Origin of the sequence: Paraburkholderia youngii, from assembly GCF_013366925.1 — a bacterium.
In the GTDB taxonomy this organism is placed as follows: Bacteria; Pseudomonadota; Gammaproteobacteria; order Burkholderiales; family Burkholderiaceae; genus Paraburkholderia; species Paraburkholderia youngii.
Map to the genome: position 1 here is coordinate 2,235,631 of NZ_JAALDK010000001.1, position 25,964 is coordinate 2,261,594.

Genomic DNA, 25,964 nt, shown 5'->3' on the forward strand with positions numbered 1-25,964 from the left:
GGGCGAAAAACCTAGAAAAAAAGACCAAGCGTGGACCGCCCCGCCTACCGGGACAGTTCGCGCGAATTCACCAGCACAGTTGGCACCACACTTCGTCAACTGTTTATGCCGCCATTAAACCGCGAGGACTACAGTTTGGCTACGCTCAAAGCCCTCAACCGACACCCACTTCGAGGAGATGCCATGACTTCGCGCCCCGTCATCGACGATCTGTCGTCCTTCTGGATGCCCTTCACCGCGAACCGCCAGTTCAAGGCCGCGCCGCGCCTGCTGGAATCGGCGAAGGGCATGTACTACCGAAGCACCGACGGGCGCGAGATTCTGGACGGCTGCGCGGGACTGTGGTGCGTGAACGCGGGCCACAGCCGCGATGAAATCGTCGCCGCGATCACGCAGCAGCTGTCGACGCTCGACTTCGCGCCGACCTTCCAGATGGGCCACCCGCTCGCGTTCGAAGCGGCGGCGAAGGTTGCCGAGCTGATGCCGGAAGGGCTCGACCGTATCTTCTTCACGAACTCGGGCTCCGAATCGGTCGACACAGCGCTGAAGATCGCCCTCGCCTACCATCGCGCGCGCGGCGAAGCTCAGCGCACGCGTCTGATCGGCCGCGAGCGCGGCTATCACGGCGTCGGTTTCGGCGGCATTTCGGTCGGCGGCATCGCACCGAATCGCAAGACGTTCTCGGGCGCGCTGCTGCCGGCGGTCGATCATCTGCCGCACACGCACAACCTCGAACACAACGCGTTCGCGAAGGGCCAGCCCGCATGGGGCGCGCATCTGGCCGAGGAATTGGAGCGCATCGTCGCGCTGCACGACGCTTCGACGATCGCCGCGGTGATCGTCGAACCGGTGGCCGGCTCGACCGGCGTGCTGATTCCGCCGCAAGGCTATCTGCAGAAGCTGCGCGAGATCTGCACGAAGCACGGCATCCTGCTGATCTTCGACGAGGTGATCACCGGCTTTGGCCGTCTCGGCAACGCGACCGCGAGCGAACACTTCGGCGTCACGCCGGACCTGATCACCTTGGCGAAGGCGATCAACAACGCGTCGATTCCGATGGGCGCAGTCGCTGCGAGCCGCACGATCCATGACACGGTCGTCGGCAGCGGCGCGCCGGGCGCGATCGAGCTGTTCCACGGCTACACGTACTCGGCGCATCCGGCCGCGGCCGCGGCCGCGATCGCGACGCTCGACCTGTACCGCCGCGACCAGCTGTTCGAGCGCGCGGCCAGCCTCGCGCCGACGTTCGAAGCCGCCGCGCATGGGCTGCGCGGCGCGAAGCATGTGAAGGACGTGCGCAATCTCGGCCTCGTCGCGGGCATCGAACTGGAATCGCGCGACGGCGCGCCGGGCGCGCGCGCTTATGAGGCGTTCGTCAAATGCTTCGAGGCGGGCGTGCTGATCCGCTTCACCGGCGACATCCTCGCGTTCTCGCCGCCGCTGATCATCGACGAAGAGCAGATCGCGCGGCTCTTCCGCACGGTTGGCGAGGTGCTGGCGACGGTGCAGTAAGTAGGCAGGCAAGCCCGCCAGCGGGCGACAACAACAGAGCGGCGGCACGCGCATGCGTGCCGCCGCCCTTTTCCATTGCCGCCGCTTTGCGAGCCGCAAGCTCAGTGATGCGCGCGCGCCGCCCGCGTTTGCGCGGCCTTTTTCGCGGCAGCGGAGCGTCCAGCCGCGCCTTTGGTCGCCGCGGCCTTCTTGGCTGCGGCGGAGCGGCTCGCGGCAGGCCGCTTGGCCGCCGCCGACTTCGCCTGCTTCGACATCGCCGCCGACGACGCCCCGGCCTTGCTCTCGCGCTTGAGCACGCTTTCCGACACACGCGAGCGTTTAGCGCTCGACTCCTTGCTCGCGCTCTTCTTCGCAGCGCCGACGTGCTTGCCCGCCGCACTGTCCTTCTGCGCTTTCTTGCGGGTCGCCTCGCTCGTGGCGCCCTTCTTCGGCGGCTTTAGGTCGACGCCGGCGCGCCGCGCCTCGGACAGCCCGATCGCGATCGCCTGCTTCGGCGAGCGCACGCCGTGCTTGCCTGCGCGGACCTTGTCCACCTGTTCCTTGACGAACTCTCCCGCTTGGGTACTCGCTGATTTGCCCGCGCGTTTATCGGCCGCGGCACGCTTCAAGGTTTTCTGCTCTGGCATGACGGTTCTCCGGTTGTGGGTGAGGCTCTTATGGTTCAGCAACGAGCGTGCCGCAACGCCCATCTGCGTCTTGGTCCGGCGGCAGTTACGGGCGGGACTCGCGTGCGTCGGCGGGACGGCGTATGGTTGTGGACATGGGACGGGAGTCAGCGCCGAGGCGCCGACTCAAATCGACCGCTTGCACGGAGACAGCCATGAAGACAGTTACGGTTCGCGCTGGCGCACATATCGAGGGCGTGCACTGGATCGCCGAGTACGTCGAAGACGTCCACGAAATACGCCTGTTTCGCGAGGGGCAGGAAGTGGACGTGCACGACGCGCCGTCCACACTGTTCGGCGATGAAGAAAACGCGGGCTCGAAGAACACCGCCGATCATCGCGCGATGGAAGCGGCCGTGCTCGCTTATCTGAAGCGCTTCGTCACGGAGCACGACGCGGAAGAGTAGGTTTTGCTGGCGGCAGAGGCCGCTGCGCAAGCACATTCACCAGCACTCACGCGGCGAATCGCGCGGCAGTCACGACGGAGCGCCGCGCGCCGCGTCCTCAATCCGCCGGCCGCAGTTTTTTCACCTCGGCGTCCGATGGCTGCACGCTCGCGCCATCCACATAGCGGTACGACGTCATCACACCCTTGCCGTCCTTCACGCCGGTCACGCCGACATAAGCGCCCATCGTCGACTGATTGTCCTGCGCGCGGTACGTGATCGGACCGAACGGCGTCTGCACGTTGAGCCCCTTGAACGCGGCGGCGAGCTTGTCCGCATCGGTCGAACCCGCCTTCTTGATGCCGTCCGCGATCGACATCAGCGCCGAATAGCCGACCACCGAGCCCAACCGCGGATAGTCGTGATATTTGGCCCGATACGCGTCGACGAACTGCTTGTTCGCGGCGGTATCGATCGAATACCAGGGGTAGCCGGTGACGATCCAGCCGGTCGGCGCTTCGGCGCCGAGCGGATCGAGGTAGTCGGGTTCGCCGGTCAAGAGCGACACCACCGCGCGATCCTTGAAGAGCCCGCGCGTATTACCCTCGCGCACGAACTTGCCGAGGTCGGCGGCAAACAGCACGTTGAAGATCGCGTCCGGCTTCGCGTCGGCGATCGCCTGGGTCACGGCGCCCGCGTCGACGTTGCCGAGCGGCGTCGCCTGTTCGACGACGAACTGCACGTCCGGCTGAGCGGCCGTCAGCAGCTTCTTGAAGGTCGCCACCGCCGATTGCCCGTACTCGTAGTTCGGATACACGATCGCCCAGCGCTTCTTTTTCAGCTTCGCGGCCTCGGGCACCAGCATCGCGACCTGCATATAGGTCGAAGGACGCAGACGGTACGTGTATTTGTTGCCATCGGCCCAGACGATCTTGTCGGTCAGCGGTTCGGCGGCGAGGAAGAAGATCTTCTTCTGCTTCGCGAAGTCGGCGAGCGCAAGGCCCGTGTTCGACAGGAAGCCGCCGAACAGCAACTGCACCTGCTCACGCGCGATCAGCTCCTGCGCGACGCGGATCGTGTCGCCGGGGTTGCCGCCGTCGTCGCGCGAAATCACTTCGAGCTGCTTGCCGAGCACGCCGCCCGCCGCGTTCACCTGCTCGAGCGCGAGATTCCAGCCTTGCCTGTAAGGCCCGAGAAAGGCTGGCTGCGCCTTGTAGCTATTGATCTCGCCGATCTTGATGGTCTGCTGGGCGCTCGCGCCGAGCGCGGCAAACGAGCACACGGTCGACACCATGAGGCGAGAGATCCATCCTGCGCGCGTGGTCATGCGTTAACTCCGTAATCAAAAGGAATGGTGGGTTTTGTCAGACGTGCGAACGGGCAAGCGCGCGGACCCGCGCACCCGTGGACGACGGCCGGCGGCTCATTGCTCGCGCGGTTCCGCGCGGATTCTGGCCACGTTCGCGGCGACGTCCCTTCATGCCGGCTCGCCGCCCGCGAACTGCGCGCGCAGGTGCGACACGAGCTCGGCGACCTGGGCGTCGTTCAAACTATCGCGGTAAGCCGGCATCGTACCGAGTTCGGGCCGCGCAGGCGAGCCGATGCCGTCGAGAGTCACGCGAATCAGGTTGTCCGGCGCCGCGCGGTCCCCAATCGCCGGCGCCATCGGCCTATCCTTCCGCCGACATTACCGGATGAATTCACACGCTCAGATAAGCGCGCCTCACCGTTTCGTTCCGTGCGAGCTCGCCGATCGTGCCGCTGAAACGGATTTGCCCTTTTTCGAGCACATACGCGCGGTCGCTGACCAACTCGGCGAAGTGCAGATTCTGTTCCGACAGCAGAATGGATAGCCCTTCGCGCTTCAGTTCGAGAATCATGTTCGCCATCTGCTCGACGATCACCGGCGCGACGCCTTCGGACGGTTCGTCGAGCAACACCAGATACGGATTGCCCATCAGCGTGCGTGACACGGTCAGCATCTGCTGCTCGCCGCCGCTCATCTGGCCGCCGGGGCGCCTCGGCATTTCGCCGAGATTCGGAAACAGGCGGAACAGCTTTTCTGGCGTCCATTGCGGCGCGCCGTCGCGCGGCGGCTGGCGGCCGGTGTCGAGGTTCTCCATCACCGACAGATCCGCGAACACGCGGCGGTCCTCGGGCACGAAGCCGACGCCCATGCGCGCAATCTTGTACGGCGCAAGCGCACTGATGTTCTGGCCGCGAAACGTGACTTCGCCGTGGCGGTGCGGCAGCAGTCCCATCACCGCTTTCATCGTCGTCGATTTGCCGGCGCCGTTGCGGCCCATCAGCGCGACCACTTCGCCACGGCCGACTTCGAGGTCGACGTCGAACAGGATGTGCGCGCGGCCGTAGAACGCATTGAGGCTGGAGACTTTCAGCATCGGTTCGCTCATTGCTGCGCTCCCCGGCCATTCTGCGAATTGCCGTCCGCGTCCTGCAGCGCCGCGTGCGGCCGGAACATCTTGCCTGTGCCGAAATAGACTTCCTGCACGCGCGGGTCGTTGCGGATCGTATCGCCGTCGCCCTCGGCGATCAGCTTGCCGCGCGCGAGCACGATGATCCGGTCGGCGTGTGCGAATACGACGTCCATGCTGTGCTCGGTAAACAACACGCCGATCCTGTGTTCGGTCACCAAACGCCTGGTCAACGCCATCAATTCGTTGCGCTCCTTCGGCGCCATGCCGGCGGTCGGTTCGTCCATCAACAGCAGCTTCGGCCGGTTCGCGAGCGCGATCGCGAGTTCGACGCGCTTCACGTCGCCATACGCGAGCACCCCGCACGCGCGTTTCGCGTGCTCGCTCATGCCGACCTGTTCGAGCAGCGCGAACGCTTCGTCGGCATAGCGCGAGCCCGCTGGTTTCCAGAGACCGAAGGTCTTTTTTTCGCGCGACACCAGCGCCATCTGCACGTTTTCAAGCACCGTCATCGAGTTGAACGTCGCGGCGATCTGGAACGTGCGGCCGACGCCGCGCCGCCAGATATCGCGCGGCCGCATGCCGACGAGTTCATGACCGTCGAGCAGGATCGATCCCGACGACGGCCGCAACTGACCGTTGACCATGTTGAAACAGGTCGATTTGCCCGCGCCGTTGGGGCCGAGCAGCGCCAGCAGTTGACCGGCTTCGAGCTCGAATGAAACGTCATCGACCGCCTTCAGTCCTCCGAACGATCGCGACAGACCGCTCACGCGCAGCAGGCTCATAGGCCCTCCTTGACCGCGGCGGTCCGTTGCGATGGCGACGCGGCGCCGCCGTTGGACTTATCGGCCTGATCGTCGTTCGTGTCGCCGAAACGCTCGCGAATGAAGCCGACGATTCCCTGCGGAAACGCGATCACCAGCAGCAGGATCGCGAAGCCGAGCAGCGCCTGCCAGTAGTCGGTCTGTCGCGCGACAGTGTCCTGCAGCCACGTGAACACGGCCGCGCCGACGATCGGCCCGCTCAAGGTCTGCAAGCCGCCGAGCAGCACCATCACGAGGCCATCGACCGAGCGGCTCACGCTGATCACTTCGGGCGAGATATTGCCCTTCGAAAACGCGTACAGCGATCCGGCGAGTCCGCAGAACAACGCCGCGATCACGAACGACGCCCACTGCACGCGCTTCACGTCGATGCCGATCGCCTCGGCGCGCAGCGCGGAATCGCGCGACGCGCGCATCGCGTAGCCGAGCGGCGAGAACAGCATGCGGCGCAACAGCCCCACGCCGAGCACCGCGCACGCTAGCGTCAGGTAGTAGAACGCGACCGGCGACGACAGCCAGTTCGACGGCCATAGTCCGAGAATGCCGTTGCTGCCGCCCGTCACATCGTCCCACTGGAACACGACCGACCAGACGATCTGCGCGAACGCGAGCGTCAGCATCGCGAGATAGACGCCGGACAGGCGCACGCAGAACCAGCCGAACACGAGAGCGCCGATCACCGCGAGCAGCGGCCCGAGCAGCAACGCGGCTTCCATCGGCAGATTCAGCACTTTGAGAAACAGCGCCGCGCCGTATGCACCGAGTCCGAAGTACGCCGCATGGCCGAACGAATGCAGACCGCCCGGGCCCATGATGAAATGCAGACTCGTCGCGAACAGCACCGCGATCAGGATTTCGACGAGCAGCACCGGCATATACGGAAACGCGTTGGCCGCGAGCGGCGCCAGAACGAGCACTAGCAACACGACGGCGGCGAGCCACTTCAGACGCTTGCCCGCGGGACGCAATGGCGCTTCCGGCGCACCCATCGCGCGCACCGCGGCACTTGCGCGGCCAAGCAGCCCCCAAGGCCGCACCACCAGCACGACCGCCATCACGACGAATTCGGCCACCAGCGTAAAGCGGCTCAGCGACAAACCGATGCCGAAGATCGTCACATGGCCGATGCCAATGCACAGCGCCTTGATCTCGGCGATCAGCAACGCCGCGATGAACGCGCCCGGAATCGAACCCATGCCGCCGACCACGACGACCACGAACGCGTTGCCGATCGTCTCCAGATCGAGCGACAGGTTCGCCGACATGCGCGGCCCTTGCAGCGCGCCGCCCAGTCCCGCCAGAAACGCGCCGATGAAGAACACGCCGGTAAACAGCCATGCCTGATTGATGCCGAGCGCGCCGAGCATCTCGCGATCCTGCGTTGCGGCGCGCACCAGCGTGCCCCAACGCGTGCGCGTCAACGCGTACCACAGCAGCAGCAAGACGACGGGACCGATCACGATCAGTGCGATGTCGTAAGTGGGCAGCGGATGGCCGAGAAAGTCGACCGCGCCCGCGAGATACGGCGCGCGCGGACCGAACAGGTCGTCGGGGCCCCAAAGCCAGAGCGCGGCGTCGCGAAAGATCAGCACGAGCGCAAAGGTGGCGAGCAAATGGAACAGCTCGGGCGCCTGATAGATCCGCCGCAGCACCACGATTTCGACGAGCGCGCCCAGCACCGCGACCGCGAGCGCGGCCGCCAGCACCGACAGCCAGAAGCCGCCCGCGGTATGGCCAAAGCGGCTTGCGATGCTGTACGCGACGTAGATGCCGAACATATAGAACGAGCCATGCGCAAAGTTGACGATGCGCGTCACGCCGAAGATCAACGACAAACCGGCAGCGACCAGAAACAGCGTCGACGCGTCAGCGAGTCCATTGACCAGTTGTACCAGCAGATTCGAAAGCATCGTGACCCTCGGCAGCTCGCCGAACGGCGCGCGCAACATGCGCTGCGGCCCGATCGACGGACGTTGCAGCGCGGGCGGCACCATGCGCGCCCGCGTCAAAGGCAGCACACTACCAGCGAAACAACCCGCGCAACAAGCGAAGGGCGTCCTTGTGGGCGAGCGGCACGTCGATCGCGGTGCCGAGCGTGCCGATCTTCTTCGCCGACGGCACCGGAGCCGCGCCTTTCTCGGCCGCCGCGCGCAGCGGCGCGCCAAGCTCCGGATGCAGGATCGCGGCCGCATGTTCGCGCTCGCCCGCCTCGCCGACGATCGCCAACTTGCCGTAGCTTTGCGCCTCGCCGGGCGCGATGCAGATTTCTTCGACGCAGCGCTTGCCGAGCAGCGTGCAGAGTTCCTCGCCGGATTCGATTGGCGGGTCGAGCTTCGCCTCGTATCGTCCCGCATACGCATTATCGATCACCGCAATCGCGACCGCACGGCACGCGGGCGGCTCGACGGCTGCCTGCACGACCAGCTTGCGAGGCCTGATCGCCATCTGCGCTCTGCGAGGTTCGTTGCATTGCCGTTTGCCGTGACTTGGTGCGCACCGCTTCAGTTTCAGCGCAAGCCATCCTTGCCGACGACCGCCCCCTTCGCGAGGCCGCCCACCCGCGCATGCACGCACTGCCCGTGCTCATCTCGAGGATGTAGACGATCTCCATATCCGGATGCAGATCAAACTGACGCATATCTTAAAAATTGCGTGCAACCAGTCGGTCTGGTTTAATCGTTGGTTCGTACAACCAATGAGAAAAAGACGATGGTTTGGATTTACAAGCATGAGAGCCACTTGTTGTATCACAACGACAAATTAATCACAGATAAGGGATATTCCGGCAAGGGAGAGCACAAGAATAAGCACAGTAGCCAGTATGTCCGCGACCAGGGACCAATCCCCGTTGGCCTGTATGAAATTACCGCACCATTTCCGCACCCTAAAACTGGACCGCATTCCATGCGGCTCAACCCCGTTGCGGGAACCAGCCTGGGCGGGCGCGACGGCTTCATGATCCACGGCGACAGCATGAAGGAACCCGGCAACGCGTCAAATGGATGTATCGTTCTGCACCTCCCATACCGCAAGCAGATCTGGAACAGTGGCGACAGAATGCTTAGGGTGGAACATTCATGAAACACATTTTTGCAGTCCTGCTGCTATCCCTTCCCGCGCTGTGCCTGGCGCAAGGCAGACCGAACCCGCCATGCGACAGGTGGCCGACCAACATCGCCGAAAACAGCCTGAAAGACGCAGGCATGATTGGCAGTATCGACTATACGAAAACCCAAGCCGTGCAACTGGCATCCGAGAAAATTGGAAAATCGGAGGATGGCGAACAGTTGTGGCGTGAGGTCTATCACATCACCTTCCACGAAAAAAACGGAAACAAGGTCAAGGTGATTACTGTGGACGACGCTGGCGAATTTGAATGCTCGATGAGTTCCGTAGAGGTCTTTGTCGTTTCGAAGCATTTGTTGCCAAGAGCCGAGAACGACAGAATGTTCAAGCAGATAGAGTGAGGCCCTTTGAATCCATGAAACACGTTTTTGCAGTCCTACTGCTATCTTTTCCCGCGCTATGCTTGGCGGAAACCAGCCCATACCCCCCATGCGGCGACCGATTTCCGGCCTATGTGGCCCAGATGGCGGTGAGAAAAACAGACATCCTCTCCTTGGATTTCGATGCTACGAAAACAAAAGCCGTGCGACTGGCGTCCGAGAAGATCGGTAAATACGAAGATGGCGAACAAAAGTGGCGCGGGGTCTATCAGATCACCTTTGAGGAGCGAAATGGAAATAAGATCAAGCTGGTTGCTGTGTATGAGATAGGCGAACTGGAGTGCACGATTCGCGACGAACAGTTTCTTATCGTTTCGAAACAGTTGCAGCGTGTCAGCGGGGACACTCGGTACAGGCAGATCGAGTGACTCGCGCCGGTTCAGACGCGGACCCGCTTCGCACGGGTCTTTTTTACATTGAGCAAGGAGTCGGCCTTGCGTCGTTGTACTTAGCTCTGCCCGTCAATTTTAAAGATGGAGGTAGGCGTGGGCGCTCTTTCCATTTCGCACTGGCTGGTGTTTGTTCTTGTTGTCGTCATCGCGGAGATTATCCCACTATGGCTGATCCTGAAGAAGGCGAGATATGCGGGAGTCTGGTCGCTGCTTGCCTTCATTCCGGTGGTGAACGTCGTTCTACTGTGGTTCATTGCCTTGGCCCGCTGGCCTGCATTGAACTCGAGACAGTCCTGACCTGTCGCGTCCGGTCTGAATGTGCAGATGCCCGCAAGCGTCATAGCGACGACCGCCGCATAAAAAAACGCGCGACGGAAATATCCGTCGCGCGTTTGCTGATTGGCTCTGAAAACTACGAGCGCTCGGTCGTTACGACTTCGCCACCGCGGCCGCCGCATCGTCCTCGCGGAACAGCTTGTCGGCCAGGTGGAACGCTGAGTTGGCCGCCGGCACGCCGACATAAATCGCGGTCTGCAGCAGCACTTCCTTGATCTGTTCGCGCGTCACGCCGTTGTTCTTCGCGGCGCGCAGGTGCAGCGCGAGTTCTTCGCTGCGATTCAACGCAACCATCATCGCGATCGTCAGCAGGCTGCGCGTATGACGCGGCAGACCTTCACGCGTCCAGATCTCGCCCCACGCATAGCGCGTGATCAGGTTCTGGAACTCCTCGGTCAGCTCGGTGCGGTTCGCGAGCGAACGGTCGACGTGCGCGTTGCCCAGCACCGCGCGACGTACGCCCATTCCGGCTTCGTAACGGTCTTCATCGTTCATTTTGCCTCCGTCAGGAAGTCGAGCACGGTCTTCGTGAACTCGTCGACCTTTTCGATGTTGGAAATATGCGAAGCGTCGAGCTCGACGTAGCGTGCGCCCGGAATCGACTGTGCGAGTTCGCGGCCCTGCGCGGGCGTGGCGGCGAGGTCGTGCGTGCCGCTGATCACGAGCGTCGGCAGCTTGATGCCCGGCGTTTCGGGACGCAGATCGGCCGCGTCGATCGCGTCGCAGTTCGATGCATAGCCTTCCTTGTCGGTATGCACGAACACGTCGCGGATCATCGCCAGCACGACCGGCTCACGCTCGATGAAGTCTGCCGTGAACCAGCGCGGCAGCACCGCGCCGGCGAGTGCGAGCATGCCTTCCGAGCGCGCCTTCGCGGCGCGCGGCACCCAGACTTCCGGCGAGCCGATGCGCGCGGCCGTATTGCACAGCACGACGCGCTCGAAGCGGTCGCCGTGACGCGCGGCGAGCCCGATGCCGGTCAGGCCGCCCATCGAAATGCCGCAGAAATTCGCGCGCGCGATCTTCAGCGTATCCATCAGACCGAGCACGTCGCCGGTCAGTTGCTCGATCGTGTACGGCCCCTTCGGCGCTTCAGAATGACCGTGACCGCGCGTATCGTAGCGCAGCACGCGGAAGTGCTTCGACAACGCCGCGACCTGCGGCGTCCACATGGACATATCGCAGCCGAGCGAATTCGACAGTACGAGCCACGGCGCGTGGCCGTGACGGTCGCCGTCGATGCGATAGTGAAGCTCGGTGCCGTTGACTGCGGCGTAGGGCATGCCGGTTACTCCTTGGAATGGGCGCGCTGCGCGCGCGTGGTGTGAAGCGTCAGCGCGGCGTCGACATATGCGTGCGCCTGGCCGACGTATTGAGCGGGATCGAGCAGCTGCTTGAGGCGCTCGATCGAAAGATGTTCGGTGACGGCCGCGTCGGCGGCAAGCACGTCGTACAGCGTCTTGCCGTCGCGGATCGCCGCCTTCGACGCGCGCTCGACCAGATGATGCGCGTCGAGCCGGCCGATGGCATCGCCGAGCGCGAGCATCACCGCTTCGCCGAGGATCAGCCCGTGCGTGACGTCGAGATTCTTCGCAAGTCGCGGCACGTTCACGTTCAAGCCGGACGCGATCTGTTCGATGTTCGCGAGCGCGCCGCCCGCGAGACGCGCGAGATCCGGCAGCGCGTCCCATTCGGCTTGCCAGCCGCCGAGCGCGCGTTCGTGCTCCTGCACCATGCCGGCGAACACGGTTGCGACCAGGCCGGGCGCTCGCGTCGCGGCCGTCAGCACCGCCGCGCAACCGACCGGGTTGCGCTTGTGCGGCATCGTCGACGATCCGCCCTTGCCGGCCGCGGCCGGTTCGGCGAGCTCGTCGATTTCGGTTTGCATCTGCAGCGACACATCGCGCGCGATCTTGCCGAGCGTGCCGATCAGCATGCCGAACAGCGACGCCGTCTCGGCGATGCGATCGCGCTGCGTATGCCACGGCAAGGTCGGCACCGCAAGCCCGAGTTCCTTGGCGAGCGACTGCGTGACCTGCGGCGCCGCCTCGCGCAGACTCGCGAGCGTGCCGGCCGCGCCGCCGAATTGCAGCACGAGCACGCGCTCTCGCAGTGCATCGAGCCTATCGCGATGTCGCAGCAGTGCGTCGAGCCATTGCGCGAACTTCAGACCCAGCGTGATCGGCAGCGCCTGTTGCAGCCATGTGCGGCCGATCATCGGCGTCGCGCGATGGGTGGCCGCGAGTTTCGCGATCGCGTCGCAGGTGGCTTGCAGGCCGCTGTCGAGCAGGTCGAAGGTGTCGCGCAGTTGCAGCACAGTCGCGGTGTCGATGATGTCCTGGCTCGTCGCGCCCCAATGCACGTATTTGCCCGCTTCGGCGTCGGCGGCTTTGACGCGTGCGGTCAGTTGCTTGACGAGCGGAATCGCGAGGTTGCCGCCGAGCGCGGCGTCGCGTGCGAGCGCGTCGGCGTCGAGCTGGTCGGCCTGGCAGGCCGCTTCGATCGCGGGGACGGCGGATTCGGGAATGACTTTGTGCGCGGCGGAGGCGCGCGCGAGTGCGGCTTCGACGTCGAGCATTCGCTGCAGCGTGGCACGCGGCGCCCAGATGTCGTTCATCGGCTGTGTGCCGCAAAGAAGGCCAGTCAGACGGGCGCTGGAGTCGAGCATGGTGACGACGATGTTTGAGGGAATCGGAAGTGAAGAAACGGCGCGGCGCGGCGGGTCGAAGCAGACACCGCGGTGGACCGGCGCTTGTAGCGCGCTCGTGCCATACGTATGCCGCACTTTGTGCTGCGTATTGTGCGCCAAACGCGGGCAGGCTGTCGCTGAAGTTGTCAGGCCAGCGCTGACGAAGAGTTTGCCTCGTCAGCGCTGGCCCGTTCGTGCAATGCTGCCTTCAGACGAGGCGCCATCGATGCGGCCGCAAGGCAGGCCGCCGCCGCGACGCCTCAGCCACGCATCAGGCCGCGCGTGCGGCCTGGGTGCCGTCGGTCATCGGCACGCCAGTCAGCTTCAGCAGTTCGTCGAAGCCGATGTCCGTGAAAATCTCGCGCACGACGAGGCCTTCCTTTGTGACGTCGATCATCGCGAGGTCCGTATAGATACGGGTCACGCAGGCGATACCGGTGACCGGGTACGAGCACTCGGCGGTGATCTTGCTTTCGCCTTGCTTGGTCAGGTGCTCCATCATCACGTAGACCTGCTTCGCGCCGATCGCGAGGTCCATCGCACCGCCGACCGCCGGAATCGCGTCGGGCGCACCGGTGTGCCAGTTCGCGAGGTCGCCCTTCGCCGACACCTGGAACGCGCCGAGCACGCAGAAGTCCAGATGGCCGCCGCGCATCATCGCGAACGAATCCGCGTGATGGAAGTAAGCGCCGCCCGTCAGCAGCGTGACGTGCTGCTTGCCGGCGTTGATCAGTTCGTCGTCTTCCTCGCCCTTCGCCGGTGCCGGGCCCATGCCGAGCAGACCGTTTTCGCTGTGCAGGAAGATTTCCTTGTCGGCGGCGAGGTGGTTCGCCACCAGCGTCGGCACGCCGATGCCGAGGTTCACGTAAGCGCCTTCAGGGATGTCCTGGGCAACGCGCTTGGCCATTTCATCGCGGGTCAGTTTCTTCATGTCGGTCTCCGGGTCAGGCAGCAGCGTCGTGAGGATTGGGCGTGGGGAGATGCGCCGCTTGCGGCACTTCGATCACGCGTTGCACGAAAATACCGGGCGTGACGATTTCTTCCGGATCGAGGCCGCCGAGCGGCACCACTTCCGACACCTGCACGATTGCGGTCTTCGCGGCGCTCGCCATGATCGGCCCGAAGTTACGCGCGGTCTTGCGATAGATCAGGTTGCCCCAGCGGTCGCCCTTGTACGCCTTGATCAGCGCGAAGTCCGCATGCAGCGGCGACTCGAGCACGTAGTGACGGCCGTCGATCAGGCGGGTTTCCTTGCCTTCGGCGAGCTTGGTGCCGTACGCGGTCGGCGTGAAGAAGCCGCCGATGCCCGCGCCCGCCGCGCGGATGCGCTCGGCGAGATTGCCTTGCGGCACGAGTTCCAGTTCGATTTCGCCGGCGCGATAGAGCGCGTCGAAGACATACGAGTCGGTCTGGCGCGGGAACGAGCAGATGATCTTGCGCACGCGCTTGGCCTTCAGCAGCGCCGCGAGGCCGATGTCGCCGTTACCTGCGTTGTTGTTGACGATGGTCAGGTTGCGCGCGCCCTGTTCGATCAGCGCGTCGATCAGTTCGGACGGCATGCCGGCCGTGCCGAAGCCGCCGATCATGACGGTCGCGCCGTCGTGGACATCGGCGACCGCCGATTGAAGTGTCTCGAAAATCTTGTTGATCATGTCGAATTTCCTTTGGGGGCGCTACGTGCCGCTGGGCTGACAGCCCTCACCGACCAGGCTCGCGGCAAAGCTCGCGCGGAAACAGTCTCCGGGCATGCTGGCGACGGCTCGCGAGGGAGAGGGCGGGCTGGCGCCTTCGATTGATTCGCCGCTGAATTTTGTTCGTTACATGAACAGTGATTCGTTTAGCGAACGCTCCGGCGATTATGGTTGTCCTGTGGGCGGATTGTCAAGGCAGGGAAACCCCCTTCATCATAGGTCGCCGCTCGCGGCGGCGAAGGCGCGGGTTGTCCTTGCCCGGCGCTCGTCTTGCGCGCGAAAAAGCCGGCCGCGCAAAATCCCACTATGCTTATGGGCGATTTTTCAACTAGGCTCTATAGCGATACGGCATAGGCACCCCCTTGCCTCGCCCGGCCCGCGAGCCATAACTAGTATGTCCGAGACACATCTGGATCTGAATCTGATCCCCTATCTGGTTGCGATGGAAGACACGCGCAACGTGAGCCGCGCCGCCGAGCAGCTCGGCGTGAGCCAGCCGCGCGTGAGCACCGCGCTTGGCCGTCTGCGCGAATACTTCGACGATCCGCTGTTCGTGCGCACATCGAAAGGCATGGAGCCGACACCGCGCGCGCTCGCGATCCTGCCCGCCGCGCGCGACGCGCTGCTGCGCATCGAGAAAGGCATGCTCGACGTGCAGGACTTCGATCCGGCGACGAGCACGCACACGTTCTCGATCGCGCTGTCCGACGTCGGCGAGATCGTGTTTCTGCCGCGTCTTTTGCAGTTGTTCGCCGAGCGCGCGCCGTCGGCGAATCTGCGCTCCGTGACGCTGTCGCCGTCGCAGGTGGAGCGCGGGCTCGAATCGGGCGACGTCGATCTCGCCGTCGGCTATTTTCCGGACCTGGCGGGCAACAACTTCTTTCAGCAGCGACTCTTCACCCACCGCTTCATCTGCCTGATGCGCAGCGGACATCCACTGTCGAAGGGGCCGCTCACGCTCGAGCAATATGTGGCCTCGGGGCACGCGGTGGTGCGCGCCGAGGGACGCAGCCAGGAAGTGCTCGAGCAGTACCTCGAAAAGAAGCGCATCAAGCGGCGCGCGGTGCTCGAAACGCCGCACTTCATGAGCCTGCCTTTCATCCTCGCGCGCACCGATCTGCTCGCGACCGTTCCGCACGCGATCGGCTTCGCGTACGTGTCGGAGCATGCGTCGATCATGCTCGTCGAGCCGCCGCTGCCGTTGCCGCGCTTCGACCTGCGGCAGCACTGGCATCGCAAGTTTCATAACGATCCGCGCCTCAGCTGGCTGCGCGGCGTGGTCGCCGAACTGTTCAACGATGCGATGGACGAATGGCCGAAGTAGCCGCTCGAGGCAAGTCCGCGACCGCCCCGGCAGCGAAAGGGGCATCGGCATCTTCGGGCGCAAAACATGGAACAATGACCTCAGTTACTGACCCCGCGCGCAGCGCAGCATCGACACGCGATCCAGGAGGACGACGCATGACCAGCAGCAAGGCAAAGAAAACCAAACCCGCAGCGGCCGTCGAACGCCCGAGCCGCGAAGAAGCTGAGGCAGCGGTGCGCGTGCTGCTGCGCTGGGCCGGCGACGATCCACAGCGCGAAGGCCTGATCGACACGCCGGCGCGCGTGACGCGCGCTTACGACGAGTTCTTCGCGGGCTATCAGGTCGATCCGCGCGAAATCCTCGCGCGTACCTTCTCCGAAGTGGACGGCTACGACGAAATGATCGTGCTGAAGGACATCCGCTTCGAAAGCTACTGCGAGCACCATATGGTGCCGATCATCGGACGCGCGCACGTCGCGTATCTGCCGAATCATCGCGTGGTCGGCATTTCGAAGCTCGCGCGTCTAGTCGATGCGTTCGCGAAGCGGCTGCAGATCCAGGAAAAGATGACGGTGCAGATCGCCGATACGCTGAACGACGTGCTGCAACCGGCCGGCGTCGGCGTAATTCTCGAAGCCGCGCATCAGTGCATGTCGACGCGTGGCGTGCATAAAGCGGGCGTCACGATGGTCACCTCGCGCATGCTCGGCACGTTCCGCACCGATCCGTCGACCCGGCGGGAGTTTCTGGCGATCGTCGGGAATCCGGGCGTGGTGGCCATGCCGAATGCCTGATGCGGTGAACCCAGGGGCCGTTTGGGGTTCGGTGACGATGCAGCCCCCGCCCCTGCGAATCCTGCGTGCGGCCCCGCGCGCACTCTCTTCACGCTCACCGGCAACGTCGTGGTGGGCCGGTGGGGTTGACAGTTAGTTGCGTCTCATCGATCACCCCGCCCAATCCACCCTCCCCACGCGCACCGCGCACCGCCCACAAGCCATCGCCTATGCTGAAATCCAAGGTGCGCATGCCAGCCCACCAGCAGCAACAGGAGCGGCTCAATTGGTCGAGTTTCCGTTGTCGGCGATTTCAAACTGGGGCAGCGCGATCGTGTTCGTCAACGTCCTGCTGACGCGCCTCGGCGTACCGATCCCGGCCGTGCCGATGCTGCTGGTCGCGGGCTCGGCGATCGCCGCGGGCACCCTGTCGTTCTGGCCGACTCTCGGCGCGGCGGTGCTAGGCGCCTTGATGGGCGACGGCACCTGGTTCGCGGCCGGCCGGCTGTATGGGCGCAAGCTGCTCGCATGGCTCGGCCGCCTGTCGCCCGTCGTCGATACGAGGCTCGAAATGGCGCGCTCGCTATTCGAACGCTATGGCATGCCGCTCGTGTCGATTTCGAAGTTCGTGCCTGGGCTCGGCCTGATCACGCCGCCGTTGATGGGCACGACCGCCGTCGACATCCGCATCTACGCACTATGGGATCTGGCCAGTGTGATCGCATGGGCGACTTTCTGGCTGCTTGGCGGCGCGGCGGTGGAGCGCGAGGTGCATATGTTGCGCGCATTCGTCGAACGGCGCGGCGGCACACTCGCCGACATCCTTCTTGTGGTGGCGCTGTTCTATCTGCTCTGCCGGCTGTATCTGCGATATGACGAACAACGTCGGTTCAGGCGAGCCGCGTCGGCCCCGGCCACGCCGATGCTGGCCACGCCGATGCTGGCCGCGCCGACGCACGCGTCACCGGCGAGCGACGCATCGAGACTGCCGTGGAGCTGGCGGCACTCCGGTCGCCTGAGCCGCACGGCGCCGTCCCGCGTGCTCGATGCGCGGCCCGGCGCACCACTGCTCGATCTGCGAGGCCAGATCCCCGACGCGCTCGCGCTCGATCCTCACTCGCCCGAACTGATCGACGGTGCACTGCGCACGCACGACGTGGTCATCTATTGCATCTGTCCGGACAGCGCGACCGCGCTCGAAGTCTCGCAACATATGCGCCGCAACGGCTACACGCGGATTCGCGCACTACGTGGCGGGCTCGACGCATGGCGGCGGCGCGGCTTCCCGGTGGGCTCGCTGGCTTACGCGGACGGTATGGCGGCCGATCAGCCACGCCCGGCGTGGCGGGGCGAAACTGCAGCTGCAGTGACGTTGCGCGGTTTCGCGCCGCGCAGCGTGGAGCGCGCCTGAATCGCGCTGCGTCGCGGCCATTAGGCCGAGCGAGCGCTCACGCTCACGTGAACGGATACCTGGCGTCAGAGCGCCGTGCCCGTACTCGACGCCCCCTGCACCGCCGAATACTCGTCCCACTGCGCCGACCGGGTGCGATTGCGCCCTTCGTTCTTCGCCACATAGAGCTGCGCGTCAGCGACGGCCAGCAGCTCGGCTCCGTTGGCGAAATCCGTGGCGCCCGGCAGCGCCGTGGCGCAGCCGACGCTTACCGTCACCGCCTGCGGCGCATCGTGTCCACGCACGATGACGCGGTTTTCCACCTTGCGTCGAATTTGCTCCGCGACCGTGAACGCGCCCCGCGCGGAGGTATCCGGCAGCACCACCGCGAACTCTTCGCCGCCGTAGCGCGCGACCAGATCGACCGAGCGCCGCGCCACGGACGCGATGCAATCCGCCACCGCGACCAATACTTCGTCGCCGCTCTCATGGCCGTAGGTGTCGTTGAAACGCTTGAAGTGATCGATATCGATGAACAGCACCGACAGCGGCTTGTCGTCGCGCCGCGCGCGCTTCCATTCGTCGTCGAGCCGCTTGTCGAGCACGCGGCGATTGCTGAGCCCGGTCAGCGAATCGGTCGAGGCGAGACGCAGCAGCGCGGCCTGCGCGCGCTGCTTGTCGCGCAGCGCGAACGCGAGCAGCCACGACACGACCACGAACACCGCACCGAACCCGATGGTCAGCGCAGCCGCCACGTGGCTGCGATGCTGCCACGGCGCGAGCACGTCGTCGACGGCGGGCGCGATCGCCACGATCAGCGGCGTGCCGGGTACGTGCGCGTACGTAACGATGCGCCGCACACCGTCGACCGGCGAGACCGATACGTAGGTGCCGGAGTCGTGCGCGGTCATCGGTACGAAGGTCGGCGACTTTGCGACGCTCGCGCCGATATCGCGCCCGTCGACCGGCTTGCGCGCGAGCAGCGTGCCGTCCGCCATCACGATTGAAACCGAACCCTGCTCGCCGGTGTCGATCCGGTCCAGCAGGTGCTGGAAGTACTCGATGCGAATCGCGAGCAGAGCGATGCCGGCGAAGTTGCCCTGCGCATCGTCGATGCGCCGCGTCAGCGCGATCGACGGCATGCCGCCGCGCAGCCGCGACATGAACGGATGCGAGAAATACAGGCCCGCCGCCGGGTTGCGCAGCTGCACCTGAAAGTATTCGCGGTCGTCGAGATGGACGGTGGTGTTGGCGTCGTCGTACTGTGCGGCGGCCACTTCGCCGTCGGCGCCCACGACATACGCACCGCCGAGAAAGGCGGCGGTGGTCGCGCGATCGAACAGCCTCGCCTGGCGTGCCGGGACCGGCAGGGTCCAGGTGTCCGGACTGCGCGCGGCATCCACCATCGATTGCAACGACAGATTATAGATTTCGACGTTGCGCGCGAGATCCGCGGAAATGATCGACACGAGGTTTTGCGAGGTCTGGCGCGCATGATCGAGCATTTCGCGGCGGCCTTCGCCGACTTCCACCGCAGTGAGGATCGACATCGCCAACGCGACGAGCGTGCCGGCGACGCCGGCCACCCACGGGCGGTTGCCCACATAGCGGGTCATCCCGGCTCGAACGGCATGCAACGCCAGGCGCAACCGATGACGCAGCGAAAGCCCATGCTGTGCCACGCTCCTCGCCTCCTTTCGCGGACGATTCTTTCGGACCAGTAGCGCGGTGCGCCGTGCAATTTGGGCTGCGGGTGCTCCGTGCCAGCGAGACCAGAGCGCTCGCTCAGCCCAGTAGCTCCGACGCCGCGCGCAAGCGGCGTTTGCGTTTCCTGTCGAGCCAGGCCAACGCGGCTTCGATGTGGTTCGCGTCGGCAAGCGACGCCGCATTGTCGCGCAACAGCGCTTCGCTGGCGACGGTATCGTTGAGCAACCCGAAGCGCTTCTGAAGCTTTTTCAGCCGCTTGAGCGTGCGCTTATGGCTGATTTTAAGCGCCGGCCCGAAAAACTCGAACAGATAGCGCAGTTTCTTGCCCGCTTTTCTGACATCGTGGAAGGCCGCGTAATTCGAGCGTTTTGCATGGCGCGCGCGTTTGATGCGTTTTTTCAACGAGCGCTCCGACGCCCGAATGCGCCGAGCGGCAAATTTGCGCAACGCAATATCGGCATCGTGCGTGGCGTGCAGTTCCCCGGAAGTGGTGGCCAGCGCATCGCGCAACAGATGTTTGACGTCGGCATTCAACAACGTCTCGCGGCTGGTCGCCAGCGTGTCGCGGCGCGTCTGCTCGAGCTTCGGCATCAACGCTCGTGCGTCGCCGCCTTCCTGCTTGAGCAACTCGATCAGGATGTCCCAATCGCGCGTTTTACCCGCCGCGGTGGCAAGGAACTTATAGACGGCGCGCTGGCGAGAATTTTCGCCCTTGTCGAGCAGCGGTGCGAACGCCCACCACAACGAACGCAAACGCCGCAGTGACACACGCAGTTTGTGCAGCGCTTCGGGTGACGGGTCGTCGTGTATGCCTTTGGCGAGTCTGACCGCCTCATCGACCAGTGGCGCGGCGTAGGAAGTAAAGGCCCGCTGCGCCGATTCTTCGGGTACCGGCTCGTTGGCTGTTTCACTGTCTTGCTTCATCGATGCTCCCGGAAACGTGACCGTATTTCCAACGTAGCAAAATCGATGCTCACGAGGGATTCACCGCGCAAATCGGCGGGTTTCCCAGTTACGCGGTGGCGTGTCGTGTCGGCAGCGCCTATGCTCGACCGATGGGGCCGCTTATCGCGCGGTCCGGCGAATGCTCCGGCTTGACGATGCAGTGTGTGGCGCGGCAAATGCCGCAAACAGACCAGAGGAGGATGTATGCGAATACTCGTTGTCGGTGCGACCGGCCTGCTCGGCTCGCACATCGTGAAGCTGCTGGCCACCGAGCATGACGTGGTCGGCGCAAGCCGCAAGGGCTCCGACCTGCACGTCGATCTGTCCGACAAACGCAGCATCGAAGCGATGTATGCGCAAGCCGGCAGCTTCGACGCGATCATCTGCGCGGCCGGCTCCGCGAAATTCGCGCCGCTCGCGGCGCTTGGCGACGAAGACTTTTCTTTTAGTCTTGCCAACAAACTGATGGGGCAGGTCAATGTTGTGCGCTGCGGCGTGGACCATGTGTCGCAAGGCGGCTCGTTCACACTGACGAGCGGCGTGCTCGCGCAACAGCCGATGGAAGGCAGCGCCGCGGTCAGCATCGTCAATGCGGGCGTCGAGGCGTTCGCGCGCTCGGCCGCGCTCGAGTTGCGCGGCAAAGCCCGCGTCAATGTGGTGAGCCCGGGGTGGGTCGCCGAAACGCTCGAATCGATGGGCCGAGATCCGTCGCAAGGGATACCGGCGGAAATCGTCGCACAAGCCTATAAACGCACCCTCGGTGGCAGCGCAAGCGGCGAAGTCGTCAGCGCATCGTAGGCGCGACTGCGGTGCGTCCACTGCCTGGTTTTATTCATCACTTGCTTAGTCCAGTGCGCGGCGGCACAAGCCGCGCCGCGACCATTTTTTAACCCCCATTGCCGTCACGCAGTTGTCATCATTGCGACACGCAGCGAAAGCAGCATCGAATACTCTGCGACCACATTTTTGGGGCTCACGCCATGCCGGAACTTTCGTATCCGCAACCAGGCGCCGCCAGCGGCAAGGGCCGTAGCGCAGGCCTGGTGATTTTCGCCGGCCTGCTCATTGCGGGCGTCGTGTACTGCGGTGTTCATCTGATAGACGATCTGCAGCCCGTGCGCGAAAGCTCGGTGCTGCCCTATCTGTTGCTCGGCGTCGCGCTGCTGATCGCGCTCGGTTTCGAGTTCGTCAACGGCTTTCACGATACGGCCAATGCGGTCGCCACCGTCATCTATACCCACTCGCTGACACCGAATATCGCGGTCGTCTGGTCCGGCGCATGGAATTTTCTCGGTGTGCTGTTGTCTAGCGGTGCGGTCGCCTTCGGCGTGCTGCAACTGCTGCGTGTCGAGCTGATCCTGCAGGTCGGCAGCAGCGCCGGGTTCTCGATGGTATTCGCGCTGCTGATCGCCGCGATCATCTGGAACCTCGGCACGTGGTCGCTGGGCCTGCCGTCTTCGAGCTCGCACACGCTGATCGGCTCGATCATCGGCGTAGGCCTGATGAATCAGATGATGCACGGTGCGAATGGCACCAGCGGCGTCGATTGGACTCAGGCGCTCGGCGTCGGCAAGTCGCTGCTGTTTTCGCCGATCGTGGGCTTTCTGCTCGCGGGCTTGCTGCTGCTGATCCTGAAGGCCGTCGTGCGGGTGCCCGCGCTGTATGCCGAGCCGAAAGGCAAGGAGCCGCCGCCGTTCTGGATTCGCTGCCTGCTGATTCTGACCTGCACGGGCGTGTCGTTCGCGCACGGCTCGAACGATGGCCAGAAAGGCATGGGCCTGATCATGCTGATCCTGATCGGTACGGTGCCCACTGCGTACGCACTGAATCGAGCGGTCACGCCGGAGCAAACGCAGAACTTCGTCGCGGTCGCGCATCAAACCGCGGCGACGCTAGCGCGCTACACGCAGGGCGCGGCGCCTTCCGCGGATCCGCGCGCCGACGTCGAGGCCTTCGTGCGCACCCGTCAGTTGACACCCGCGACGCTGCCGGCGCTGCGGCAATTGACCGAGCAGATCGGCCGCCAGGTCGGCGAATTTGGCTCGATGGCCGCGCTGCCGCAAGGCATCGTCGATAACGTGCGCAACAACATGTATGTCACGTCCGAGGCGATCCGTCTGATGCAGAAGGCCAATCAGCCGCAGTTCTCGCCCGAGGACGCGAAGGTCATCGCCAACTTTAGAAAGCAGATCGATCACGCGACCAAGTTCATTCCGCCGTGGGTCAAGGTGGCGGTCGCGATCGCACTGGGTCTCGGCACGATGGTCGGCTGGAAGCGCATCGTCGTCACGGTGGGCGAGAAGATCGGCAAACAGCATCTGACGTACGGCCAGGGCGCGTCGGCTGAACTCGTCGCGATGGTCACGATCGGTGCCGCCGACGTCTACGGTCTGCCGGTGTCGACGACCCACGTGCTCTCTTCCGGCGTGGCCGGCACGATGGCGGCCAACGGTTCGGGCCTGCAATGGGCCACCGTGCGCAGCCTGATCCTCGCATGGGTGCTGACGCTGCCCGCGTCGATCGCGCTCGCGGGCGGGTTGTACTGGGTGTTCCGTTCGGTGTTCTGAGTTCGCCGATCTGGCGGAACCCATCCAGCACGAAAAAAAGCGCGATACGTTCTATACGTACCGCGCTTTTTCGTTGGCCCGCTAGTCCATACGATCCGCTTTTTAGTACACCTCGGGCACGATCATCGCGTCGGGCACCGGCTGGCGGCTATAGTCTTCGTGATAGACGCGCGACGGCAATTCGATGTGCGGGTGCTCGATCTCGTGATATGGCACCTGGCTCAGCAGATGGTGAATGCAGTTCAGGCGCGCGCGCTTCTTGTCGACGGCCTGCACGACCCACCACGGCGCCTCGGGGATATGCGAGCGCTGCAGCATCACTTCTTTCGCCTGCGTATACGCTTCCCAGCGGCGCCGGCTTTCCAGATCCATCGGACTCAGCTTCCACTGCTTCAGCGGATCGTGAATGCGGTTCTGGAAGCGCAGTTCCTGCTCTTCGTCGGTGATCGAGAACCAGTACTTGAGGATCTGCACGCCGCTGCGCACCAGCATCTTTTCGAACTCCGGCACCGAGCGGAAAAACTCTTCGTATTCCTCGTCGGTGCAGAAGTTCATCACGCGCTCGACGCCCGCGCGGTTGTACCAGCTGCGATCGAATAGCACCATCTCGCCGCCCGCCGGCAGATGCGATACATAGCGCTGAAAATACCATTGCGTGCGCTCGCGATTATTCGGCGCGGGCAATGCTGCCACGCGGCACACGCGCGGATTGAGGCGCTGCGTGATGCGCTTGATCGCGCCGCCCTTGCCCGCCGCATCGCGCCCCTCGAAGATCACGACGAGCCGATGTCCGGTCGCGACGATCCAGTCCTGCAGCTTGACCAGTTCCCCCTGCAGCCGGAACAGTTCACGGAAGTACTGCCTGCGCGCCTCGCGATGCTCGGGCGTAAATCCGGCCGGCCCGTCGATGATGCGGTCGTCGACCTCCATTTCGAGTTCTTCGTCGTAGGCATCGATGAGGTCTTCCTCGAAACGGCGTTGCCGCTCCGCCATCAATTCGAAATCGGGTCTCGGGTCCGGCTCTTTCATTGCGGCTCTCCTCGCAACAGGAATGGGATGGCGCGCGGCGGCTAGCGCGACGCGGTCGCGTTCGATTATCGAAGCGCGAGGTGTCAGCCGTGTTACCGCGTGGGCGGCCGCTGCGGATGCGTGGAAACACCCATGATAGCGAGTTTTGCCTGGGCTGCCGCCGCTAGTGCAGCGGCCGCGCGAAGCTCAATTCGTGGCCGTCCGGATCGGTGATATGAAAATAGCGTTCGCCCCACGGCGCATCCGCCGGCGCGAGCGACGGCTGCAAGCCCGCGGCCAGCGCCTTGGCATAGATCGCGTCGACGTCCGACACGTAGATGATCACGCGCCCCCACCAGTTGACCGGCGCGCGCGCATCGGCGATCAGGTTCAGATACGAGCTGCCGAACGCGAACGACGTGAAGGCCTCGCGCGGACCGCCGTATTTGAGCGGGAAGCCGAGCGCTTCGTAGAAGGCGACGGCGCGCTGCATGTCGCTGGTGGCGAGCGTGATTGCGCTCAGAGACTCGATGCGTGGTTCCGGCTGCGGAGGTTGCGGCGCTGAAGGGGTAGATGCGGACATGAAGGGGGTCTCCGTGGCGCGAGCGAGCGAGCGAGCGAGCGGCGAGCGACGGCCCGCCCCGGAAAGTGTCTCACACGCGCTGGCCGCCAGTGCGGCACTCCGGACGACCCCGGGCGCCCCGCCCCAGACGCCCTTGAAAACCCGCGCGACGCCCCGCATCTCGCAGCCCGTCTATCCGGAGCATCGTTATGGGAAGCCGTCCACGCTTCATCGATGACCTGTCGAGCGCCGCATCCGACGCCCCCGGGCCCCAATCCACCGAGCTTTTGACCGCCGACGACGACGCACTGCTCGACGCCTACTCCCGCACCGTGATCGGCGCACTGGAGCGCGTGCAGCAGGCGGTCGCGTTTATCGCCGTCGAGCGCCGGCTGCCCGGCGACGCGTCCGCGCATGGTCGCGGCGCGCGCGGCGGCACCGGCTCGGGCTTTCTGTTCACGCCCGACGGCTACCTGTTGACCAATAGCCACGTCGTGCATGGCGCGACGCATATCCAGGTGACGCTGGCCGACGGCGCGAAGTTCGACGCCGATCTGGTCGGCGACGATCCAGGCAGCGATCTCGCGGTGCTGCGCATCGGTTCGCCGGAGCCGCTGCCGCATGTCGAACTCGGCGAATCGTCGAAGCTGCGCGTCGGGCAGATCGCCATTGCGGTCGGCAACCCGCTCGGGCTGCAGCAGACCGTGACGACCGGCGTCGTTTCGGCGCTGGGCCGGTCGCTGCGCTCGAACTCCGGCCGCATGATCTACGACGTGATCCAGACCGACGCGGCGTTGAATCCGGGCAACTCGGGCGGACCGCTGATCAATTCGGCGGGTCAGGTGATCGGCGTGAATACCGCGATCATTCCTGGCGCGCAGGCCATCTGTTTCGCGACCGCGATCGATACCGCGAAGTGGGTCATCATGCAGATCTTCGCGCATGGCCGCGTGCGACGCGCGTATATCGGCGTGGCCGGCACGACGACGCCGCTGTCGCGGCGTGTGCAGCGCTACTTTGGCCTCGGCACGCAAAGCGGCGTGCACGTCATGGAGATCGTCAAAGGCAGTCCGGCCGCGCTCGGCGGCTTGCGCACCGACGACACGATCGTCGCGATCGACATGCAGCCGGTGCAGGATGTGGATGGTCTGCAACGCACGCTCGATGCTTCGCGTATCGACAAGCCGGTCAGCGTGACGGTGTTGCGCGGCGCGCAGCGGCTGGAGTTGACGGTGACGCCAGTTGAGCAGGCGGGGTAAGAAGACTG

The 25,964-nt window shown here is 64.5% G+C and carries 26 protein-coding genes and 2 pseudogenes; 12 read left to right on the forward strand and 16 right to left on the reverse strand.

Going from position 1 to position 25,964, the window contains the following annotated elements:
• Window positions 1-183 precede the first annotated feature (183 nt).
• Window positions 184-1,512: an omega-aminotransferase AptA gene (gene aptA, locus G5S42_RS10355; protein ID WP_176106663.1), complete on the forward strand. Its 1,329-nt coding sequence runs from the start codon at window positions 184-186 to the stop codon at window positions 1,510-1,512.
• A gap of 101 nt (window positions 1,513-1,613) precedes the next feature.
• On the opposite strand, the gene G5S42_RS10360 is transcribed toward aptA, so the two are convergent.
• Entirely contained in the window at window positions 1,614-2,138 is a 525-nt protein-coding gene (locus G5S42_RS10360) for a DUF6496 domain-containing protein (protein ID WP_176106664.1), read from the reverse strand.
• Between the two features lie 194 nt (window positions 2,139-2,332).
• Here G5S42_RS10360 and G5S42_RS10365 point away from each other — a divergent pair, with 194 nt between their 5' ends.
• On the forward strand, window positions 2,333-2,584 hold the full coding sequence (locus tag G5S42_RS10365; RefSeq protein WP_176106665.1) for a hypothetical protein: 252 nt from the start codon (window positions 2,333-2,335) through the stop codon (window positions 2,582-2,584).
• A 97-nt stretch (window positions 2,585-2,681) separates the two neighbouring features.
• On the opposite strand, the gene G5S42_RS10370 is transcribed toward G5S42_RS10365, so the two are convergent.
• From G5S42_RS10370 to G5S42_RS10395, 6 genes and pseudogenes are all read right to left on the reverse strand, one after another.
• Window positions 2,682-3,890, reverse strand: a complete 1,209-nt coding sequence (locus tag G5S42_RS10370) for an ABC transporter substrate-binding protein (protein WP_176106666.1) — start codon at window positions 3,888-3,890, stop codon at window positions 2,682-2,684.
• 150 nt (window positions 3,891-4,040) lie between these two features.
• Window positions 4,041-4,205, reverse strand: a pseudogene (locus G5S42_RS10375) (c-type cytochrome); the annotation flags it as partial.
• A gap of 58 nt (window positions 4,206-4,263) precedes the next feature.
• Window positions 4,264-4,977: an ABC transporter ATP-binding protein gene (locus G5S42_RS10380; protein ID WP_176106667.1), complete on the reverse strand. Its 714-nt coding sequence runs from the start codon at window positions 4,975-4,977 to the stop codon at window positions 4,264-4,266.
• Entirely contained in the window at window positions 4,974-5,786 is an 813-nt protein-coding gene (locus G5S42_RS10385; RefSeq protein ID WP_176106668.1) for an ABC transporter ATP-binding protein, read from the reverse strand. The genes G5S42_RS10380 and G5S42_RS10385 overlap by 4 nt, the downstream gene beginning before the upstream one ends.
• Window positions 5,783-7,735 (reverse strand): ABC transporter permease, encoded by a 1,953-nt coding sequence (locus tag G5S42_RS10390; RefSeq protein ID WP_176110464.1) that lies wholly within the window; start codon window positions 7,733-7,735, stop codon window positions 5,783-5,785. The genes G5S42_RS10385 and G5S42_RS10390 overlap by 4 nt, the downstream gene beginning before the upstream one ends.
• Window positions 7,736-7,877: 142 nt before the next feature.
• Window positions 7,878-8,270, reverse strand: a pseudogene (locus G5S42_RS10395) (amino acid synthesis family protein); the annotation flags it as partial.
• 264 nt (window positions 8,271-8,534) lie between these two features.
• Between G5S42_RS10395 and G5S42_RS10400 the strand changes: the two are divergent.
• The 4 genes from G5S42_RS10400 (at window position 8,535) to G5S42_RS10415 (ending at window position 10,020) form a co-directional block, all read left to right on the forward strand.
• Window positions 8,535-8,906, forward strand: coding sequence for a tlde1 domain-containing protein (locus tag G5S42_RS10400; protein ID WP_176106670.1), 372 nt, complete (start codon window positions 8,535-8,537; stop codon window positions 8,904-8,906).
• Window positions 8,903-9,292 carry a hypothetical protein gene (locus tag G5S42_RS10405; protein WP_176106671.1) on the forward strand — a complete coding sequence of 130 codons (390 nt, stop codon included), beginning with the start codon at window positions 8,903-8,905 and terminating at the stop codon, window positions 9,290-9,292. The genes G5S42_RS10400 and G5S42_RS10405 overlap by 4 nt, the downstream gene beginning before the upstream one ends.
• A gap of 14 nt (window positions 9,293-9,306) precedes the next feature.
• A complete protein-coding gene (locus G5S42_RS10410; protein WP_176106672.1) occupies window positions 9,307-9,699 on the forward strand; it encodes a hypothetical protein in 393 nt (130 codons plus the stop codon).
• Window positions 9,700-9,816: 117 nt separating this feature from the next.
• Window positions 9,817-10,020, forward strand: a complete 204-nt coding sequence (locus G5S42_RS10415) for a Sec-independent protein translocase family protein (RefSeq protein ID WP_176106673.1) — start codon at window positions 9,817-9,819, stop codon at window positions 10,018-10,020.
• Window positions 10,021-10,152: 132 nt separating this feature from the next.
• Here G5S42_RS10415 and pcaC read toward each other — a convergent pair whose 3' ends face one another.
• From pcaC to G5S42_RS10440, 5 genes are all read right to left on the reverse strand, one after another.
• Window positions 10,153-10,554 (reverse strand): 4-carboxymuconolactone decarboxylase, encoded by a 402-nt coding sequence (pcaC, locus tag G5S42_RS10420; protein ID WP_176106674.1) that lies wholly within the window; start codon window positions 10,552-10,554, stop codon window positions 10,153-10,155.
• The gene (gene pcaD, locus G5S42_RS10425; protein WP_176106675.1) at window positions 10,551-11,342 is read right to left on the reverse strand and encodes a 3-oxoadipate enol-lactonase; all 792 of its coding nucleotides are present in this window, start codon (window positions 11,340-11,342) and stop codon (window positions 10,551-10,553) included. The genes pcaC and pcaD overlap by 4 nt, the downstream gene beginning before the upstream one ends.
• A 5-nt stretch (window positions 11,343-11,347) precedes the next feature.
• A complete protein-coding gene (locus G5S42_RS10430) occupies window positions 11,348-12,727 on the reverse strand; it encodes a 3-carboxy-cis,cis-muconate cycloisomerase (RefSeq protein ID WP_176106676.1) in 1,380 nt (459 codons plus the stop codon).
• 292 nt (window positions 12,728-13,019) lie between these two features.
• Complete coding sequence (locus G5S42_RS10435) at window positions 13,020-13,679, reverse strand: 3-oxoacid CoA-transferase subunit B (protein WP_176106677.1); 660 nt, start codon at window positions 13,677-13,679, stop codon at window positions 13,020-13,022.
• Between the two features lie 13 nt (window positions 13,680-13,692).
• Complete coding sequence (locus G5S42_RS10440) at window positions 13,693-14,400, reverse strand: 3-oxoacid CoA-transferase subunit A (RefSeq protein ID WP_176106678.1); 708 nt, start codon at window positions 14,398-14,400, stop codon at window positions 13,693-13,695.
• A 433-nt stretch (window positions 14,401-14,833) separates the two neighbouring features.
• Here G5S42_RS10440 and G5S42_RS10445 point away from each other — a divergent pair, with 433 nt between their 5' ends.
• The 3 genes from G5S42_RS10445 to G5S42_RS10455 all read left to right on the forward strand — a co-directional run bounded on the left by G5S42_RS10445 (window position 14,834) and on the right by G5S42_RS10455 (window position 17,929).
• Complete coding sequence (locus tag G5S42_RS10445; RefSeq protein WP_013092343.1) at window positions 14,834-15,763, forward strand: LysR family transcriptional regulator; 930 nt, start codon at window positions 14,834-14,836, stop codon at window positions 15,761-15,763.
• A gap of 137 nt (window positions 15,764-15,900) precedes the next feature.
• A complete protein-coding gene (gene folE / locus G5S42_RS10450; RefSeq protein WP_176106679.1) occupies window positions 15,901-16,539 on the forward strand; it encodes a GTP cyclohydrolase I FolE in 639 nt (212 codons plus the stop codon).
• 265 nt (window positions 16,540-16,804) lie between these two features.
• Complete coding sequence (locus G5S42_RS10455) at window positions 16,805-17,929, forward strand: VTT domain-containing protein (RefSeq protein WP_176106680.1); 1,125 nt, start codon at window positions 16,805-16,807, stop codon at window positions 17,927-17,929.
• A gap of 65 nt (window positions 17,930-17,994) precedes the next feature.
• Here the strand turns inward: G5S42_RS10455 and G5S42_RS10460 are convergent, their stop codons facing one another.
• Complete coding sequence (locus tag G5S42_RS10460) at window positions 17,995-19,590, reverse strand: GGDEF domain-containing protein (protein ID WP_176106681.1); 1,596 nt, start codon at window positions 19,588-19,590, stop codon at window positions 17,995-17,997.
• 103 nt (window positions 19,591-19,693) lie between these two features.
• On the reverse strand, window positions 19,694-20,539 hold the full coding sequence (locus G5S42_RS10465) for a CHAD domain-containing protein (protein ID WP_176106682.1): 846 nt from the start codon (window positions 20,537-20,539) through the stop codon (window positions 19,694-19,696).
• Window positions 20,540-20,764: 225 nt separating this feature from the next.
• Between G5S42_RS10465 and G5S42_RS10470 the strand changes: the two genes are divergently transcribed.
• Together G5S42_RS10470 and G5S42_RS10475 are read left to right on the forward strand one after the other, a co-directional pair.
• Window positions 20,765-21,358 (forward strand): short chain dehydrogenase, encoded by a 594-nt coding sequence (locus G5S42_RS10470; RefSeq protein WP_013092348.1) that lies wholly within the window; start codon window positions 20,765-20,767, stop codon window positions 21,356-21,358.
• Window positions 21,359-21,540: 182 nt separating this feature from the next.
• Complete coding sequence (locus G5S42_RS10475; RefSeq protein ID WP_176106683.1) at window positions 21,541-23,127, forward strand: inorganic phosphate transporter; 1,587 nt, start codon at window positions 21,541-21,543, stop codon at window positions 23,125-23,127.
• A gap of 102 nt (window positions 23,128-23,229) precedes the next feature.
• Here G5S42_RS10475 and ppk2 read toward each other — a convergent pair whose 3' ends face one another.
• Both ppk2 and G5S42_RS10485 read right to left on the reverse strand, forming a co-directional pair.
• Window positions 23,230-24,156, reverse strand: coding sequence for a polyphosphate kinase 2 (gene ppk2 / locus G5S42_RS10480; protein ID WP_176106684.1), 927 nt, complete (start codon window positions 24,154-24,156; stop codon window positions 23,230-23,232).
• Window positions 24,157-24,319: 163 nt separating this feature from the next.
• A complete protein-coding gene (locus G5S42_RS10485; protein WP_176106685.1) occupies window positions 24,320-24,718 on the reverse strand; it encodes a VOC family protein in 399 nt (132 codons plus the stop codon).
• Between the two features lie 188 nt (window positions 24,719-24,906).
• Here G5S42_RS10485 and G5S42_RS10490 point away from each other — a divergent pair, with 188 nt between their 5' ends.
• Window positions 24,907-25,956 (forward strand): S1C family serine protease, encoded by a 1,050-nt coding sequence (locus G5S42_RS10490; RefSeq protein WP_176106686.1) that lies wholly within the window; start codon window positions 24,907-24,909, stop codon window positions 25,954-25,956.
• Window positions 25,957-25,964 lie beyond the last annotated feature (8 nt).

Bases quoted from the DNA above. Each gene is read 5' to 3' on its own strand.
- aptA (WP_176106663.1), top strand. From the start codon at position 184: ATGACTTCGCGCCCCGTCATCGACGATCTGTCGTCCTTCTGGATGCCC.
- G5S42_RS10360 (WP_176106664.1), bottom strand. From the start codon at position 2,138: ATGCCAGAGCAGAAAACCTTGAAGCGTGCCGCGGCCGATAAACGCGCG.
- G5S42_RS10365 (WP_176106665.1), top strand. From the start codon at position 2,333: ATGAAGACAGTTACGGTTCGCGCTGGCGCACATATCGAGGGCGTGCAC.
- G5S42_RS10370 (WP_176106666.1), bottom strand. From the start codon at position 3,890: ATGACCACGCGCGCAGGATGGATCTCTCGCCTCATGGTGTCGACCGTG.
- G5S42_RS10380 (WP_176106667.1), bottom strand. From the start codon at position 4,977: ATGAGCGAACCGATGCTGAAAGTCTCCAGCCTCAATGCGTTCTACGGC.
- G5S42_RS10385 (WP_176106668.1), bottom strand. From the start codon at position 5,786: ATGAGCCTGCTGCGCGTGAGCGGTCTGTCGCGATCGTTCGGAGGACTG.
- G5S42_RS10390 (WP_176110464.1), bottom strand. From the start codon at position 7,735: ATGCTTTCGAATCTGCTGGTACAACTGGTCAATGGACTCGCTGACGCG.
- G5S42_RS10400 (WP_176106670.1), top strand. From the start codon at position 8,535: ATGGTTTGGATTTACAAGCATGAGAGCCACTTGTTGTATCACAACGAC.
- G5S42_RS10405 (WP_176106671.1), top strand. From the start codon at position 8,903: ATGAAACACATTTTTGCAGTCCTGCTGCTATCCCTTCCCGCGCTGTGC.
- G5S42_RS10410 (WP_176106672.1), top strand. From the start codon at position 9,307: ATGAAACACGTTTTTGCAGTCCTACTGCTATCTTTTCCCGCGCTATGC.
- pcaC (WP_176106674.1), bottom strand. From the start codon at position 10,554: ATGAACGATGAAGACCGTTACGAAGCCGGAATGGGCGTACGTCGCGCG.
- pcaD (WP_176106675.1), bottom strand. From the start codon at position 11,342: ATGCCCTACGCCGCAGTCAACGGCACCGAGCTTCACTATCGCATCGAC.
- G5S42_RS10430 (WP_176106676.1), bottom strand. From the start codon at position 12,727: ATGCTCGACTCCAGCGCCCGTCTGACTGGCCTTCTTTGCGGCACACAG.
- G5S42_RS10435 (WP_176106677.1), bottom strand. From the start codon at position 13,679: ATGAAGAAACTGACCCGCGATGAAATGGCCAAGCGCGTTGCCCAGGAC.
- G5S42_RS10440 (WP_176106678.1), bottom strand. From the start codon at position 14,400: ATGATCAACAAGATTTTCGAGACACTTCAATCGGCGGTCGCCGATGTC.
- G5S42_RS10445 (WP_013092343.1), top strand. From the start codon at position 14,834: ATGTCCGAGACACATCTGGATCTGAATCTGATCCCCTATCTGGTTGCG.
- folE (WP_176106679.1), top strand. From the start codon at position 15,901: ATGACCAGCAGCAAGGCAAAGAAAACCAAACCCGCAGCGGCCGTCGAA.
- G5S42_RS10465 (WP_176106682.1), bottom strand. From the start codon at position 20,539: ATGAAGCAAGACAGTGAAACAGCCAACGAGCCGGTACCCGAAGAATCG.
- G5S42_RS10470 (WP_013092348.1), top strand. From the start codon at position 20,765: ATGCGAATACTCGTTGTCGGTGCGACCGGCCTGCTCGGCTCGCACATC.
- G5S42_RS10475 (WP_176106683.1), top strand. From the start codon at position 21,541: ATGCCGGAACTTTCGTATCCGCAACCAGGCGCCGCCAGCGGCAAGGGC.
- ppk2 (WP_176106684.1), bottom strand. From the start codon at position 24,156: ATGAAAGAGCCGGACCCGAGACCCGATTTCGAATTGATGGCGGAGCGG.
- G5S42_RS10485 (WP_176106685.1), bottom strand. From the start codon at position 24,718: ATGTCCGCATCTACCCCTTCAGCGCCGCAACCTCCGCAGCCGGAACCA.
- G5S42_RS10490 (WP_176106686.1), top strand. From the start codon at position 24,907: ATGGGAAGCCGTCCACGCTTCATCGATGACCTGTCGAGCGCCGCATCC.